The following is a 15,103-nucleotide window of genomic DNA, read 5'->3' as shown; positions in this document are numbered from 1 at the left end:
TACATGGTGTGTATAGATGGCGCTGCGTGCGCGGCGAGCAGCGAGCAGCCCCGGGACACGGGCAGGGCACGTGTTCCGGGGCTACAGAAGCAGTCAACTGTGCCGACGGCATGTCGGCAACAGCTTGGACCGAGTCCAGCCCTCAGCCCTGTGCGGCGTACACCTCGCGCCAGCGCGCCAGCGCCTCCGCTGTCGGGAGGTCCCGCAGCACGGTCCCGGCCGCCGCCGCGTCCAGCCGCTCCAGGCTGCGCAGCACATCGGCGTGCGGCGACTGCCGCAGGGCCTCGGCTGTCTCGGCCGAGCCGTGGGCATGCCAGTCGCGCAGGATCGCGCAGGTCATGACGAAGGCCGTACGGCGGCCCTGGACCAGATCCGGCCGGTTGAGGCCGAAGACGCGGATGGTGGCCGCACCCTTGGGCGTCAGGGCGTCGTACTGGCCGGAGGAGGGCAGAAGCAGCAGGTGATCGGCCGGATCCTCGGCGCTGGGGTCCACCAGCAGGCAGTTCCCGGCGGCGTCGCACGGATACTCGTCCCGCTTGAAATTGCTGTTGCAGCGCGAACAGGCCAGCAGATGGTTCGGCCAGTCGAAGGCGCGCAGCGGCGCCACCGCGATCGGCTGGAAGTGGTCGATGTCCGTGCCGTAGTTGTCCAGGCAGTACATGCACCGCTCGGCGCCGTGCGCCATACCGCGCAGCAGCTCCCGTATGCGCGCCTTGGGCGTGGCCGCCCTGCGCCACTCCGCCCGGGCCGCCGCCGTGGTCGCGCCGGTGGTCCGCACGGTCACGGTGCGGCGGTCCAGCAGTTGGAGCGTCGCCTGCGGCGCGGCGGTCCGCTGCACAGGGATCAACGGCTGCCGCCGCTGGTGCCACTGCCGCTGAGCCTCGCTGCCACTTCGGTCACCCGGGTCTCCAGCGAGCTGCTGAGCCGCTCGCTCAGCACGCCGTACTCCTGGCCCTCCGCCTCGCTGGCCCGCCCCGCGAAGACCTTCCGCTCCAGCTCCACCAGCCGCTGCCGCTGCTTCTCGGCCCGCGTCGAGTACGGCGTCTCCAGGCCGAACAGCTCCGACAGCGCGGCGTCGTCCCCGGTCCCGTACACGATCCGCTGGTACAGCTCCTCGTCCACGACCTCGGGCGCCCGGTCCTCATTGGGACCCGGCAGCCGGATCAGGCCCCCGGGATCGGCGGCCTGGCAGATGTAGGGGCTGTGCGTGGTCACGATGAACTGGATGTTCGGGAAGTGCCTGCGCAGCCAGTCACCGATCTGGCGCTGCCACGTGACATGCAGATGCGCGTCGATCTCGTCGATGAGCACCACCCCGGGCGCCGTGACCTCGACCCGCCCCGGCGCCGTGATCGCCGGCAGCTCGCCGTACGCGGCCTGGATCTGCCGTACGACATCCAGCACGAGCGCCGCCACCGTCCGGTAGCCGTCACTCATCTCCCGCAGCGGGAACGCACGCTGCCGGGCGCCCCGGCGGACCCACAGCCCGTCCGAATCCACCCGCGCCACGCGGTATCCGTCCGGCAGCAGCCCGTCCGACAGCAGCGCCGTCACCGTCTTCATCGTGCTCGCCGCCCCCGCCCGGCGCTCCAGCCTGCGCAGATGCAGATCGATCAGCCACGACACCCCCTCCGCCAGCGAGGCGTCCTCATGGAACAGCGTCGCCATCCGCCCCGCCGGCCCCGGCGCCAGCATCAGCCGCTGCGCCTCCCCCGACCCGCCCACCAACCGCCGGAACGGCCCGTACCCCGCACAGAACCACCCCTGCGGGTTCTCCCCCCACGGCCCCCGCTCCGCCCCCGGATACCCGTACTCCGCGTCATACGGCTCCATCGACGGCCGCAGCGGCTCCTGCTGCTCCCCCCTCGGCGCCCGCGGCAAGGACCACTCCAGCCCCAGCACCACCTGCCCCTTCGGCGCCCGGCCCCGTCCCGTCAGCGCGTCGAAGTACGGGTCCCGCGTGACATGCGCCTCCGCCCACCCCGTCCGCGTCCTCGCCGTGATCCACCCGCCGAAGTCCGGCACCAGATTGCGGCTCACCGACGGCCCGCTCAACGCCAGCGCCAGCGCCTGCAGCAACGTCGTCTTCCCCGACCCGTTCCGCCCCGCCAGCACCGTCCACCCGCCCCCGGTCGGAAGCGCGAGGTCCACCGTCCGGGCCCCCGTAAAGCCCCTGATGTTCGAAAGGCCGACCTTCGCGACGTACACCCGCGTCTCCTGCTCCTCGCCACCGTGCCTCCGGTGGGGGTCAGCTTCTCACGGTGCCGTTGGGTGGTGGGGAATGTCACCGGCGGCCTGCGGCCAGGATGGTCTCCACGTCCATCCGCTTGCCCGCTCAACTGGCCGCCGTGCCGGTGTGAGCGGGCAACCGGCCTCCCCTGTCCGGAGCAGGGGAGGCGCTAGCGGTGGAGGCCGCCGGGGATGCCCATTTCGAACCAGACGACCTTGCCGGTGCTGAGGCGGGTGGCGCCCCAGCGCTGGGCCATGCGGCTCACGAGATACAGGCCGCGGCCGCCCTCGTCCTGGGGCTGGGCGTGGCGCATGCGCGGGAGGGTGGGGGCGTCGTCGCCGACCTCGCAGCGGAGGACGTCGGTGCGGAGGAGCCGGAGGGTGATGGGGCGTTCGGCGTAGCGGACGGCGTTGGTGACGATCTCGCTGACGAGGAGTTCGGTGGCCTCGGTCAGGGGTTCGAGGTCCCAGCGGCGCAGGGCCTGCCGGACCAACCGCCGTGCGCGGCCGGCCGTTTGGGCGCGGGGCTCCAGGAACCAGTAGGCGACGTCGCGGGGGGCGATGCCGTCGAAGCGGGCGGCGAGGAGGGCTATGTCGTCGTCACGGTCGCCGGGGCCGAGGATGTCCAGGACTTCGTCGCAGAGAGGTTCGAGCGGGGGAGGGGAGACGATCTGGGAGGCGGCGTGGAGCCGTTCCCGGAGCATCTCGATGCCGCCCCAGACGTCACGGGTACGGGACTCGACGAGGCCGTCCGTGTAGAGGAGCAGGGTGGCGCCGGCCGGGGCCGGGAGCTCGACGGCTTCGAAGGGGACGCCGCCGACGCCGATGGGGGCGCCGGGCGGGACGCGGAGGACCTCGGCCAGGCCGTTGGAGTGGAGGAGGACGGGCGGCGGGTGGCCGGCGTTGGCGATGGTGACCCGGTGGGCTATGGGGTCGTAGACGGCGTAGATGCAGGTGGCCATACGGTCCTGGCCGAGGCGTTGGGCCTGTTCGTCGAGGTGGTAGAGGACCTCTTGGGGCGCCAGGTCCAGGCCGGCGAGGGTCTGGACCGTTGTCCGGAGCTGGCCCATGATCGCGGCGGAGGTCATGGAGTGGCCCATGACGTCGCCGACGACCAGCGCGACCCGGCTGCCCGGCAGCGGGATCGCGTCGTACCAGTCGCCGCCGACGCGTGCGGACTCGGCGGCGGGGAGGTAGCGGCTGGCGAGGCGGACGCCGGTGGGCTGGGGGAGGGAGTCGGGGAGCATGGCGCGCTGGAGGGAGTCGGCGGTGCTGGCCTCGCGGTCGTACATCGCGGCCTTGTCGACGCCCAGGGCGGTGTGGGTGGCGAGCTGGGCGGCGACGAGGAGGTCCTCGGACTCGAAGGCGGGCCGCTCGGGGCGGCGCAGCAGCACGGCCGCCCCGATGACGCGGCGTCGGCCGCGCAGCGGGGCGAGGATGGCGCGGCGGCCGGTGGGGAGGATTAAACCGTTGGGCGCGGCACCGGAGCCGGACCCGGGGCCGAGGTCGGTGGCGTCGGGGCAGCCGCCGACGAGTTCGTAGAGGGCGGCGGTGGCCTGCGGGGCCTCGGAGAACAAGGGGCGTACGCCGCGCAGGACTTCGGCGAGGGCGCCGTCCATGGGGACGTCGATGTGGTCGGCGGCGGCGCCGTAGGCGCCCTCGGTGGAGGGCACGACGGGCAGGAGGGCGCCGGTTTCGGGGGACTGCTCGGAGGCGTTCTCGTCGGGGGCGCGGTCGGTGCGGCGCAGCCGGAGGACGAAGGGGCCGGAGGGGCGTTCGTCGCCGACGGGGAGGGGATCGCGGAGGTAGACCAGGATGGCGTCCGCGAAGGCGGGCACGACGGAGCGGCAGAGGCCGAGGAGGATCTCGTCGAGGTCGATGCCACGGGCGATGCGGCGGGTGGCGGCCCCGACGTAGCGCAGCCGTTCGGACTCGGAGAGGGCCGGGGCGGCGGCGGGATTCGGCAGCCCGCGCCCATTCCGGCCGCCCACGCCGCCGAGGCCTACGCCACCCCCGCCGGCGCCGCCGGAGACCTGGGCGCCGAGTGCCTTGAGGGCCTGCGCGCCGCTGGACTCGTCCTCCGCCAGCGGGTGGGCGGTGGCGCGGTCCCGGCCTGCGGGCGGGGTGCCGGGCAGGGAGGAATCTGCCGAGGCGGCGGCCACCCGGGCCGCGGCCTTACGGTCCCGGTCCCGGTCCCGGCCCCGGTCCTGGTCTCTGCCCTGACCTCGGTTCCGGTCCCGTCCGCTCTTGCGCTTCGTACTGGCGGCGGCGGCCGTGCCCGCCGCGAAGCCGCTGCGCGGGTCCGGCACCGCTGCCTCGGCCACGGGCGCCACGGGCGCCGCGGGTGACACAGGCGGGGCGGGTACCGGGCGTGCGGCACCCGCCGCTGTCGCTGATGCGGCGGCGGCCTGCTGGGTCGTGCGCTCCGTGCTCACGCTCGTCGTTCCATCCGGTCGGGTACGTCACGGTCACGTGCGGGGTCGTGACGGGGCAGCCGTGTCAGCCATGTCCAGCGCGTGGGGGGCATCAGTGGCGTCGTCGACAGTGCAGGAAGAGTTGCTCCTCGGGCGGCGCGTCAAACGTCGCCGGGGAGTACGGGTAGGAGTCCTCCTTCACCACACTGAAGCCCGCCTCTTCCACCACCTGACGCAAATCATCCCGCAGATAACCCGATACCCGGACAGTGTTACCGAGGAACGGCATCTCGAAGTCATCCAGATCGGCTTCAACCATCCCCAAGGTGAACCAGCCGTCGGGGACGAGCAGATCACGCACAATCGCCAGTGCGTGGGGGATCTCGGCGCGGGGCAGCATCAGCAGCGAGAAGAACGCGGTGACGCCGTCGAACCGTTCGAGGCGCAGGGAGCGGTCGAGCCGGCCGATGGCGGTGATGTCGGCGCGGTGGAACTCGGCCTCGGGCACGGACTCGCGGGCGAGTGCGAGCATGCCCGCCGACAGGTCGATGCCGGTCACATCCAGCCCGGCGTCCACGAGCTGACGGCAGGTCGGCACGCCCGTGCCGCAGCCCACGTCGAGCACGCGGGCGCCGATGGGCAGCGAGTCGGCGAGCCAGCCACCCGCCGCGAGCTGCCCTTCCTTGTCAGGAAACGCCTCGTTGTAGCGGACGCCGATCGCGTCGAAGGCCTCGGCCTGGCCGGCCCGGTGGAGCTGTATGTCGCCATAAACTCCGACTCCCACAGCCTGGGCCTCCTGTGACGATGACGATGCTGACGTGTTACTGACGTGGTGCAGGCGTGCTGATGCGACTTGAGCGATGACGCGGCGTCAAACTGTAGTGCGGGACTGTGAATTGTGCAGTCTTGCGGAAGACGATCCTACGTTTGGGGTACGGGGGCGCATCAAGGGCTCACGGGTCACCGGTTCACATTGCCGGACGGTCCCAGTCAACCGGAAGGGCCGGTACCGGCCACGCCGGATTAGGACGCCAGTTCTCCCACCCGTCCCGGAACGGCCGTCCCCAGTCCCGGATCACCCCGACGGCCCGCCGTCCTGCCTCCCGTACCCGCTCCGCCGTCGCGGCCGGCATCAGGCCCACCGCCTGGGCCTGCGCGAACTCGTCCTCGTCCAGCCAGCGCCAGCTGCGGTCCGGGGCGACCGCGATGTCCAGAAAGTGATCCTCGGAGTCGATCCCGCCCGACCAGCGCTCCCCGGGCTGTTCAAGATTCACGTACCAGTTCTTGAACCGCCAGCCCTGTTCCCAGAACAGCCACACCGACCACGGCTCTCCGGGACGCGCCAGTTTCAGCACCCCGGTGCCCCACCATTGCTCGACGCGCGTAGTGCGCGGTTTCACATACCGCGTCTCCAGGGGCTCGCGGTGGATCGACGAGCCGTCCGCCAGCACCGGCTTCACACAAGGTGTCCCCGGGGCCATCCACACGGCCAGCATGTCGGGGTCGTCGCGCACCACGGTCACCGGGCGGCAGATGTGCAGCCGGTCTGTCGCGTTGCCCCGGTACCGCCACAGCACCTGCTCGCCCGGTGCCCAGTGGTCGTACCCCGTTCCTGGAGAAAGAAGGATGTCCGCTGTCATGAACAGATCTTACGGACCGTGTGTTTCACAGACATCACCTTTCCGGGCGGTTTGCGCTCACGGAGCACCGGGCGGGGCCTAGGGACGTGTCATGCGCAGGACATCCAGTGCATGGTCGAGCTGCTGTTCGGTCAGCAGGCCATCGGCGATGTAGCCCGACTCGAGGACCACCTGACGGATGGTCTTCCGCTCCGCCAGTGCCCGCTTGGCGACCTTCGCCGCCTCCTCGTAGCCGATGTACTTGTTCAGCGGGGTGACCACGGACGGTGACGACTCCGCGTACTCGCGAGCGCGTTCCGCGTTCGCCGTGATGCCGTCGACCGTGCGGTCCGCGAGCAGCCGCGAGACATTGGCCAGCAGCCGCACCGACTCCAGGACGTTCTTCGCGATGACCGGCAGCATCACGTTCAGCTCGAAGTTTCCCGCCGCCCCGGCCGTCGCGATCGTCACGTCGTTCCCGGTCACCTGCGCCGCCACCATCAGCATGGCCTCCGGGATCACCGGATTCACCTTGCCCGGCATGATCGACGACCCCGGCTGCAGATCCGGGATGTTGATCTCGGCCAGCCCGGTGCGCGGGCCCGAGGCCATCCAGCGCAGGTCGTTCGCGATCTTCGTCAGCCCGACCGCGATCGTACGGAGCTGGCCGGACGTCTCCACGATCCCGTCCCGTGCCCCCTGCGCCTCGAAGTGGTTCCGGGCCTCCGTGAGCGGCAGCCCGGTGACCCTGGCCACCTCCGCGATCACCGCCGCCGAGAAGCCGGGCGGCGTGTTGATCCCCGTCCCCACGGCCGTCCCGCCCAGCGGCAGCTCCGCCAGCCGCGGCAGCGAGGCCCGCAGCCGCTCGACGCCGTAGCGGACCTGCGCGGCGTACCCGCCGAACTCCTGGCCGAGGGTGACGGGCGTGGCGTCCATGAGGTGCGTACGCCCCGACTTCACGACCTCCGCGAACTCCGCCGCCTTGCGTTCCAGTGCGCCGGCGAGGTGCTCCAGGGCCGGGATCAGGTCCCGGGTGACGGCGGCGGTCGCGGCGATGTGGATGGAGGAGGGGAACACGTCGTTGGACGACTGGCTGGCGTTCACGTGGTCGTTCGGGTGGACGGCGCTGCCCAGGCGCTCGGTGGCCAGGGTCGCGATCACCTCGTTCGCGTTCATGTTCGAGGATGTGCCCGAGCCGGTCTGGAACACGTCGATCGGGAAGTGCTCGTCCCAGTCCCCGGCCGCGACCTCCGCCGCCGCCTCCTGGACGGCCTCGGCGATCTCCTTGTCCAGCACGCCCAGCTCCGCGTTCACCTTCGCCGCCGCCGCCTTGATCCGCGCCAGCGCCTCGATGTGCGCGCGTTCGAGGCGCTGGCCGCTGATGGGGAAGTTCTCCACCGCGCGCTGCGTCTGCGCCCGCCACTTCGCGTGCGCGGGCACGCGCACCTCGCCCATGGAGTCGTGCTCGATCCGGTACGCGGACCCGGTTTCCGTCTGCTCATCGGCCATCGCCGACCACCTCCGCTCAGGTCAGCGCGCTCCGCCGGGCCGTTGTTCCGCCGTCCCCGGGACGTACGCGGGATTCGCGTGTGACTTATCCCGCCCGGTGGGCTTCTATGAGCAGTTCGATTGCACGATCACACGGGTGGGGGAGAAGTGGTTTGTCGACCGGGGGTCCGCGCGACGCTCGCGATGCTGGTGGTCCTGTTGTCCGTCGCCGCGTGCGAGGGCAGTTCGAGCGGCTCGCCCAAGGCGTCGGGACAGGGCAGGGCATGGAGCCAGGCGGGCCTGGAGAAGGCCGTGATCACAGGCAAGGACGTCACCGGGTACACGGTGTACCCGACGCCGGGGACGCCGCGCGAGGCCGGCAGCAGAGAGACCGAACCCGCCGCGTGCGCGCCGATCGACACCACGCTCGGGCGGCCCGGTGGCACCTACGCCCCGACGGCGCGCGTTCTGGCGATGATCTCGCCCAAGGCGCACGGTCCCGGCGCCAATATGACCGTCGCGTCGTACCGCGCCGGCGACGCCCCGGAGGTCGTCGACGAGATACGGACGGCAGCCGGGCGGTGCGCGGCCTTCAAGGATCTCCTCGTCGACTTCGACTACGAGAACGTCGAGACCCGGCCCGGCCCCGGATACGGCGACAACTTCGTCTCCCTGCGGCTCACCCAGGTGCTGCCGGGTAAGGGCACGGACGGAAAGGTCACCAAGGTGTCCTACGCGGTGGTGGCCGCGAGCGTCGGTACGGCGGTCGCCTTGTTCTACAGCTTCAACGCCATGGACAAGGGGCAGGCCACCGTGCCCGACGCCCTGGTCAAGGCGCAGCTGGCCAAGCTCGCCGAACAGGGCGCCTCCTCGGCGTAGCCGGCCCGGAGCCCCCGTCAGGCTCCCGGCCGCACCGGAATGCTCGTGAAGGTCGGCGTCGTCGGGGCCGGGTCGGTGAAGAAGTCGTTGCCCTTGTCGTCGACGACGACGAAGGCGGGGAAGTCCTCGACCTCGATGCGCCAGACGGCCTCCATGCCCAGCTCGGCGTACTCGATGACCTCGACCTTCTTGATGCAGTCCTGGGCGAGGCGGGCGGCGGGGCCGCCGATGGAGCCGAGGTAGAAGCCGCCGTGGGCGGAGCAGGCGTCGGTGACCTGCTGGGAGCGGTTGCCCTTGGCGAGCATGACCTTGGAGCCGCCGGCGGCCTGGAACTGGTCGACGTAGGAGTCCATGCGGCCGGCGGTGGTGGGGCCGAAGGAGCCGGAGGCGTAGCCCTCGGGGGTCTTGGCGGGGCCGGCGTAGTAGACCGGGTGGTCCTTGAGGTACTGGGGCATGCCGTCGCCCGCGTCGAGGCGTTCCTTGATCTTGGCGTGGGCGATGTCGCGGGCTACGACGAGCGGGCCGGTCAGCGACAGCCGGGTCTTGACGGGGTACTTGGTGAGCTCGGCGAGGATGTCGTCCATCGGGCGGTTGAGGTCGATGCGTACGACGTCCGTCTCGTCCAGGTGCTCGTCGGTGGTCTCGGGGAGGAAGCGCGCCGGGTCGGTCTCCAGCTGCTCCAGGAAGACGCCCTCCGGGGTGATCTTCGCGAGCGCCTGGCGGTCGGCGGAGCAGGACACGGCGATCGCGACCGGACAGGAGGCGCCGTGCCGGGGGAGGCGGACCACTCGTACGTCGTGGCAGAAGTACTTGCCGCCGAACTGGGCGCCGATGCCGATCTTCTGCGTCAGCTCGAAGACCTTCTGCTCCAGGTCCTTGTCGCGGAAGCCGTTGCCCAGCGGGGAGCCCTCGGCGGGGAGCTCGTCCAGGTAGTGCGCGGAGGCGTACTTCGCGGTCTTGAGCGCGTACTCGGCACTGGTGCCGCCGACGACGATCGCGAGGTGGTACGGCGGGCAGGCGGCCGTGCCGAGGGAGCGGATCTTCGCCTCCAGGAACTTCATCATGGAGGCCTCGTTCAGCACCGCCTTCGTCTCCTGGTAGAGGAAGGACTTGTTGGCGGAGCCGCCGCCCTTGGCCATGAAGAGGAACTTGTACGCGCCCCCGTCGGTCGCGTAGAGCTCGATCTGGGCGGGGAGGTTGGAGCCGGTGTTCTTCTCCTCCCACATGGTCAGCGGGGCCATCTGCGAGTAGCGCAGGTTCAGCTTCGTGTACGCGTCGTAGATGCCCTGGGACAGCGCCGCCTCGTCGCCGCCGGCCGTCAGCACGTTCTGGCCGCGCTTGCCCATGACGATCGCGGTGCCGGTGTCCTGGCACATCGGCAGCACGCCGGCGGCGGCGATGTTCGCGTTCTTCAGCAGGTCCAGCGCCACGAAGCGGTCGTTGGGGCTCGCCTCCGGGTCGTCCAGGATGCGGCGCAGCTGCGCGAGGTGCGCGGGGCGCAGGTAGTGCGAGATGTCGTGCATGGCCTCGGCGGCAAGCTTGCGCAGAGCCTCCGGCTCGACCTTGAGGAAGGTGCGTCCGTCGGCCTGGAAGGTGCTCACGCCCTCCGAGGTCACCAGCCGGTACGGCGTGGTGTCCTCGCCCAGGGGGAGCAGATCCGTGTACGCAAACTCGGGCATGGCCGACAGTCCTCACTACGCCGCGTCGATGAAGCGAACCAAGCGTAGAGCTTGGCGGGACGGTCGAGCGTGTGAGGTCACACTCACTGGCAACCGGCCAGACCCTCAGGGGGTGTCTGGCGGATCTCCGTGGCGTCGCGTGCCCTGGCGCCAGCGCTCGCGGCGTTGTCGTCGGTCAACGACGTCCCCCAGCTAGACGCTGGGAGGTGCCCCCACCGCGTCGCTTCCCTCCTCCGCCTTGCGATCGCAGGCGCCAGACCCCGCTCCTTCACCCACGGATATCCGCCAGACACCCCCTAGTCGCGATCTATCGCGTTTGTGTACGGTGGTGCGGTGGACGAGTCCCCGCTCCAGAAGCGTGAAACAACCCAGCCGGTGAAACCCGTCGCCGAGGCCGATCTGAGGGCCTCCGATGCCGACCGCGACCGTGTCGCGGACATCCTGCGCGACGCCCTCGCGGAGGGCCGCCTGACGACGGAGGAGCACTCCGAGCGGCTCGACGGTGTCTACGCCGCCAAGACCGTCGGCGAGCTGGAGCCCTTCGTACGGGACCTGCCCGCCCCCGGCGCCACCCCGGCGCCGCGGCCCGCCGCGGGCCCGTACCCGTGGACGGCGGACGGGACGGGCGAGAACCCGAACCTGATCGGCATCCTGGGCGGAGCCGAGCGCAAGGGCCGCTGGCGGGTGGGGAGGAGCATCAACGCCGTGGCGATCATGGGCGGGGTCGAGATCGACCTCACGGAGGCGACCTTCACCGCCCCGGAGCTCGTGATCACCTGCACGGCGATCATGGGCGGTGTCTCGATCAAGCTCCCGGAGAACGTGAGCGTCCACGGCAACGTCGTCGGCATCATGGGCGGCGCCGACATCAAGCGGAACGACTTCCCGGACCCCGGCGCGCCGGTGATCAAGATCCAGGGCTTCGCGCTGATGGGCGGCGTCGACGCCAAGCCGAAGCGCGGCAAGCGGCTCAAGCCGAACGGCTCCGGCCCGAGCCTGGAGAAGTGAGAAGTGGGCTGAGCAACTGATCGTACCTGCTTGGGAGTTGGGTCTTCACAGCGTCTCCACAGAGTCCGGAGTTCGTGGAAGGATTCCCTCCCCCGGTCAGACCGGACCGGGTGTTGAGGGGAAACATTGTGAAACCAATGACGTTAAGCGCCGCTTTCGGTGCGGTACTTGCACTGGCGCTGTCGACGGCAGGCACGGCAGGGAGCGCGGCCGCTGCGACCACAGCGGCCGCACCGGCCACGACGTCGACCGCCGGCACCTTCGGGCGAATAGCCGAGGCCGTACTGACCCGGCGGACTGACGCGCTGCTGGACACCCCGCGGCCGCTGCGGGCCGGGCACGCGGCCCTGTCGGCCGCCCTTACGCGGTCGGAGGACGGCGCGCTGTCGGAGCTGCGGGCCCGCAAGTCGCGGCTGGCGGCCCTGGGGGAGGCGTACACGGCCGGCGACACCCGGGTCACCGTGGACCGGGTCCGCGCCGCGAAGGGGCGGGCCACGGCCTGGGTCACCGAGACCACCACGCTCACGTACGAGAAGATCCGCGGCGACGAGCCGCCCACCACCGGCTTCCAGGCCCACCACGAGCTGAGCTTCACCACCGCGCAGGACGGCACCTGGCAGCTGGCCGCCATCAGGTCCACGGACACGGGCGCGGGCACGGACACGGGCTCCCTCGCGGTCAACCAGCCTGTCGTCGCCGTGAAGACGGCGGCGGCCGCGGAGCCCGTCGCCAAGCGCGCGGCCACCACCACGCCCGTGGCACGGGTGCGGAAGACGTCCACGACGTACAACTACGCGGCCATGGCGGCGTACGCGGAGAAGTACTGGAAGAACTACAACCCGGCCTACCGGAAGTTCAACGAAGCGGGCGGCGACTGCACCAACTTCGTCAGCCAGTCCCTGAAGGCGGGCGGCTGGAAGAACGACTCCGGCACGGCCTCGGACTACCGCAACTGGTGGTACGACACCTCGGCCCAGACGGATTCCTGGGTGGGCGTGAACGAGTGGTCGTGGTTCGCGCTGTCCTCGAAGCGGACCACCAGCCTGGCCAACGTCTACCAGGCGGAGGTCGGCGACGTCGTCCAGATGGACTTCGACCGCGACGGGTCCAAGGACCACACGATGATCGTCACCTACCGGAGCAGCAGCGGCGTCCCGTACCTGACCTACCACTCGGTCAACACCTACCGGAAGTCGCTCGCCAGCATCCTCGCTTCGTACCCGCGCTCGTACTACTACGCGTACCGCACCTGACACCCCTCACGCCCCGCGTCATGTGCTTCACGGACGGCCACTGTGCGCATGAACGCCCGCACAGCGGGTAAGGCTTGGGGACACGTCGCACGCCGCCGCCGCGCGGAGCGACAGGCAAAGGTGAGACATCCCCGAGACAACGCCGAGCCGTCGTCAGGAGTATCCGGTGCTTCAACCGATCGAGTCCCCGGCCGTATCCACACCGCGCGTCCAGGGGGGCCAACCACGGGATCTCGGCGGCCCATGGCATTCGGAGGCGGCTTGCCGTAGCGACGAGGCGGGCCTGTTCTTCGCCCCGTCCAAGGAGCCGACCGCGGCGCGGCTCTCCCGCGAGGAGGCGGCGAAGCGCGTGTGCGGTGGCTGTCCGGTCATGCTGGAATGCCGGGAGCACGCGTTGCTGCAGCCGGAGCCTTACGGGGTGTGGGGCGGGCTGACGGCCGCCGAGCGCCGCGTGGTGCTGGCCCGGCGCCGCCGCCGCGACGCGGAGATCCAGCGGACGACCCGGATGCCGGCCGCGGGCTGAGAGCGAGAACGGGCCAGGGCCCCGCCGAATCGGCGGGGCCCTGGCTTTTTCGCCTTACTGTTCCGCTGTCGCTCAGCGCGCGCGGTCGAAGTCGATCGAGCTGTACGCCCGCAGCTTCGACAGCCGGTGCGTGGAGTCGATCTGCCGGATCGTGCCGGACTTGGAGCGCACGACCAGCGACTCGGTGGTGGCGGTCTCCGCGCGGTACCGCACACCGCGCAGCAGCTCGCCGTCCGTGATGCCGGTGGCGACGAAGAACACGTTCTCGCCACTGACCAGGTCGTTGGTGGTCAGGACCCGGTCCAGGTCGTGGCCCGCGTCCAGCGCGCGCCCGCGCTCGGCGTCGTCCTTGGGCCACAGCTTGCCCTGGATGGTGCCGCCGAGGCACTTGATGGCGCAGGCCGCGATGATGCCTTCCGGGGTGCCGCCGATGCCCATGAGCATGTCGACGCCGGTGCCGTCCCGTACGGCCATGATCGCGCCCGCGACATCGCCGTCGGAGATGAACTTGATCCGGGCGCCGGCCTCCCGGATCTCCCTGACGATGCCCTCGTGCCGGGGCCGGTCGAGCACCACGACCGTGACGTCCTCGGGGGCGCCGCCCTTGGCCTTGGCGACCCGGCGGATGTTGACGGCCGGCGGGGCCATGATGTCGACGTAGTCCGCCGCCTCGGGGCCGGTGACCAGCTTGTCCATGTAGAAGACGGCCGACGGGTCGTACATCGTGCCGCGGTCGGCCACCGCGAGCACGGAGACGGCGTTGCTCATGCCCTTGGCGGTGAGCGTGGTGCCGTCGACGGGGTCCACGGCGACGTCGCACTCCGCGCCGGTGCCGTCGCCGATCCGCTCCCCGTTGTAGAGCATCGGGGCTTCGTCCTTCTCGCCCTCGCCGATGACGACGACGCCGTTCATCGACACGGTCGAGACGAGGGTGCGCATGGCCTTCACGGCCGCGCCGTCCGCGCCGTTCTTGTCACCGCGCCCGACCCAGCGGCCGGCGGCCATGGCGGCGGCCTCGGTCACCCGGACCAGCTCCAGGGCCAGGTTGCGGTCCGGGGCTTCGGGGCTCACGTCGAGCGCGGGCGGCAGATGGGTTTCGTGCTGATCGGTCATCGCAGCGCACCTTTCTGTACGAGGACGGCCGGAAAAGAGGGTGCTACGACCTTATCGGGCCACCGTGAGAATGAGCAGGGCGCCCGTCACATGAGCGCACTCGGTTCGCGATTCCCCGTGCGCACCCCTTGCAAGCGTGCTATCGGGGATGGGGGACGATAGGCGCGTGGCAGACATGCGTGGCAAGCAGACAGTGCGGGACCTGGTGCTCTCGATGGCGGCGATCGGCGTCGTCGTCTTCGGCATCTACTTCTTCGTCCCCCACAGCGAGGGTGACCCCGTCAAGACCGTCGGCTATTCCGTCGAGCTAGGCCAGGCGCGCCGCGACGCGCCCTACGCCGTCGCGGCCCCGGTCGGCCTCGGCAAGGACTGGCGGGCCACCTCGGTGACGTACGACTCCACCGACCCCAAGGCCGTCACCTGGCACCTGGGCTTCGTGGACCCGCAGGAGGAATACGCCGCCGTCGAGCAGAGCAATGCCGGGGCCGCCGCCTTCATCGACGCGAAGACCTACGGCGCGGCCCGCTCCGGCAGCCGCACGGTGGACGGCGTGACGTGGACGAAGTACGAGGGCCCGAAGTACGACGCCCTCGTACGGGAGGCGAACGGCGTGACGACCGTGGTCACCGGCACGGCCTCGTTCGGGCAGCTCGCGGAACTGGCCGCCGCGCTGGAGGAGCGCGGCGGCCAGTAAGGCTGGAGCGGGGCTGATCAGACGGTCGTGACGACCTCGTCGAACGCGAGCCGCGGGCTGCGCGGACTGCGATCTCCCGGGGGATAACCCCCGTACCCCCAGCAGGGGGCGTGACCGGGCGAGCGGTGCCGGAACATCAGCCTCAGACGGTCGTGACGACCTCGTCGAACGCGAGCCGCGGGCTGCGCGGACTGCGATCTCCCG

13 protein-coding genes are annotated in these 15,103 nt (G+C 70.9%); 5 read left to right on the top strand and 8 right to left on the bottom strand.

The features are described 5' to 3' along the window. Window positions 1–142: 142 nt before the first annotated feature. The 6 genes from OG607_RS16235 to OG607_RS16210 all read right to left on the bottom strand — a co-directional run bounded on the left by OG607_RS16235 (window position 143) and on the right by OG607_RS16210 (window position 7,771). Window positions 143–847, bottom strand: a complete 705-nt coding sequence (locus OG607_RS16235) for a hypothetical protein (protein WP_405723843.1) — start codon at window positions 845–847, stop codon at window positions 143–145. Further along, complete coding sequence (locus tag OG607_RS16230) at window positions 844–2,208, bottom strand: AAA family ATPase (protein ID WP_405723841.1); 1,365 nt, start codon at window positions 2,206–2,208, stop codon at window positions 844–846. Before OG607_RS16230 ends, OG607_RS16235 begins: the two co-directional genes overlap by 4 nt. 191 nt (window positions 2,209–2,399) lie before the next feature. Beyond that, complete coding sequence (locus OG607_RS16225; RefSeq protein WP_405723839.1) at window positions 2,400–4,664, bottom strand: SpoIIE family protein phosphatase; 2,265 nt, start codon at window positions 4,662–4,664, stop codon at window positions 2,400–2,402. A 91-nt stretch (window positions 4,665–4,755) separates the two neighbouring features. Then, on the bottom strand, window positions 4,756–5,427 hold the full coding sequence (locus OG607_RS16220) for a class I SAM-dependent DNA methyltransferase (protein WP_405723837.1): 672 nt from the start codon (window positions 5,425–5,427) through the stop codon (window positions 4,756–4,758). A gap of 184 nt (window positions 5,428–5,611) precedes the next feature. Continuing rightward, window positions 5,612–6,283: a DUF402 domain-containing protein gene (locus OG607_RS16215; RefSeq protein ID WP_405723836.1), complete on the bottom strand. Its 672-nt coding sequence runs from the start codon at window positions 6,281–6,283 to the stop codon at window positions 5,612–5,614. Window positions 6,284–6,361: 78 nt separating this feature from the next. Continuing rightward, window positions 6,362–7,771, bottom strand: a complete 1,410-nt coding sequence (locus OG607_RS16210) for a class II fumarate hydratase (protein ID WP_405723834.1) — start codon at window positions 7,769–7,771, stop codon at window positions 6,362–6,364. 189 nt (window positions 7,772–7,960) lie between these two features. On the opposite strand from OG607_RS16210, the gene OG607_RS16205 reads away from it, so the two are divergent. Further along, window positions 7,961–8,629, top strand: coding sequence for a hypothetical protein (locus OG607_RS16205; protein WP_405723832.1), 669 nt, complete (start codon window positions 7,961–7,963; stop codon window positions 8,627–8,629). Between the two features lie 17 nt (window positions 8,630–8,646). On the opposite strand, the gene OG607_RS16200 is transcribed toward OG607_RS16205, so the two are convergent. After that, window positions 8,647–10,308, bottom strand: a complete 1,662-nt coding sequence (locus OG607_RS16200; protein ID WP_405723830.1) for a fumarate hydratase — start codon at window positions 10,306–10,308, stop codon at window positions 8,647–8,649. A 333-nt stretch (window positions 10,309–10,641) separates the two neighbouring features. Here OG607_RS16200 and OG607_RS16195 point away from each other — a divergent pair, with 333 nt between their 5' ends. The 3 genes from OG607_RS16195 to OG607_RS16185 all read left to right on the top strand — a co-directional run bounded on the left by OG607_RS16195 (window position 10,642) and on the right by OG607_RS16185 (window position 13,092). Further along, window positions 10,642–11,316, top strand: a complete 675-nt coding sequence (locus OG607_RS16195) for a DUF1707 domain-containing protein (protein ID WP_405723828.1) — start codon at window positions 10,642–10,644, stop codon at window positions 11,314–11,316. A gap of 137 nt (window positions 11,317–11,453) precedes the next feature. Then, window positions 11,454–12,569: an amidase domain-containing protein gene (locus OG607_RS16190; protein ID WP_405723826.1), complete on the top strand. Its 1,116-nt coding sequence runs from the start codon at window positions 11,454–11,456 to the stop codon at window positions 12,567–12,569. A 166-nt stretch (window positions 12,570–12,735) separates the two neighbouring features. Next, window positions 12,736–13,092: a WhiB family transcriptional regulator gene (locus OG607_RS16185; RefSeq protein WP_405723824.1), complete on the top strand. Its 357-nt coding sequence runs from the start codon at window positions 12,736–12,738 to the stop codon at window positions 13,090–13,092. Window positions 13,093–13,164: 72 nt separating this feature from the next. On the opposite strand, the gene glpX is transcribed toward OG607_RS16185, so the two are convergent. Beyond that, window positions 13,165–14,205 (bottom strand): class II fructose-bisphosphatase, encoded by a 1,041-nt coding sequence (glpX, locus tag OG607_RS16180; RefSeq protein ID WP_405723822.1) that lies wholly within the window; start codon window positions 14,203–14,205, stop codon window positions 13,165–13,167. A 175-nt stretch (window positions 14,206–14,380) separates the two neighbouring features. Here glpX and OG607_RS16175 point away from each other — a divergent pair, with 175 nt between their 5' ends. Further along, window positions 14,381–14,899 (top strand): DUF4245 domain-containing protein, encoded by a 519-nt coding sequence (locus tag OG607_RS16175; protein WP_405736811.1) that lies wholly within the window; start codon window positions 14,381–14,383, stop codon window positions 14,897–14,899. Window positions 14,900–15,103 lie beyond the last annotated feature (204 nt).

It is taken from the genome of Streptomyces sp. NBC_01537 (assembly GCF_045040445.1).
Classification (GTDB): Bacteria; Actinomycetota; Actinomycetes; order Streptomycetales; family Streptomycetaceae; genus Actinacidiphila.
This window is presented reverse-complemented; position numbering and strand designations above follow the sequence as displayed.

What these genes read in the sequence shown, in the direction of transcription:
- OG607_RS16215 (WP_405723836.1), bottom strand. Translation starts at nt 6,283, where the DNA reads ATGACAGCGGACATCCTTCTTTCTCCAGGAACGGGGTACGACCACTGG.
- OG607_RS16210 (WP_405723834.1), bottom strand. Translation starts at nt 7,771, where the DNA reads ATGGCCGATGAGCAGACGGAAACCGGGTCCGCGTACCGGATCGAGCAC.
- OG607_RS16200 (WP_405723830.1), bottom strand. Translation starts at nt 10,308, where the DNA reads ATGCCCGAGTTTGCGTACACGGATCTGCTCCCCCTGGGCGAGGACACC.
- OG607_RS16190 (WP_405723826.1), top strand. Translation starts at nt 11,454, where the DNA reads ATGACGTTAAGCGCCGCTTTCGGTGCGGTACTTGCACTGGCGCTGTCG.
- glpX (WP_405723822.1), bottom strand. Translation starts at nt 14,205, where the DNA reads ATGACCGATCAGCACGAAACCCATCTGCCGCCCGCGCTCGACGTGAGC.
- OG607_RS16175 (WP_405736811.1), top strand. Translation starts at nt 14,381, where the DNA reads ATGCGTGGCAAGCAGACAGTGCGGGACCTGGTGCTCTCGATGGCGGCG.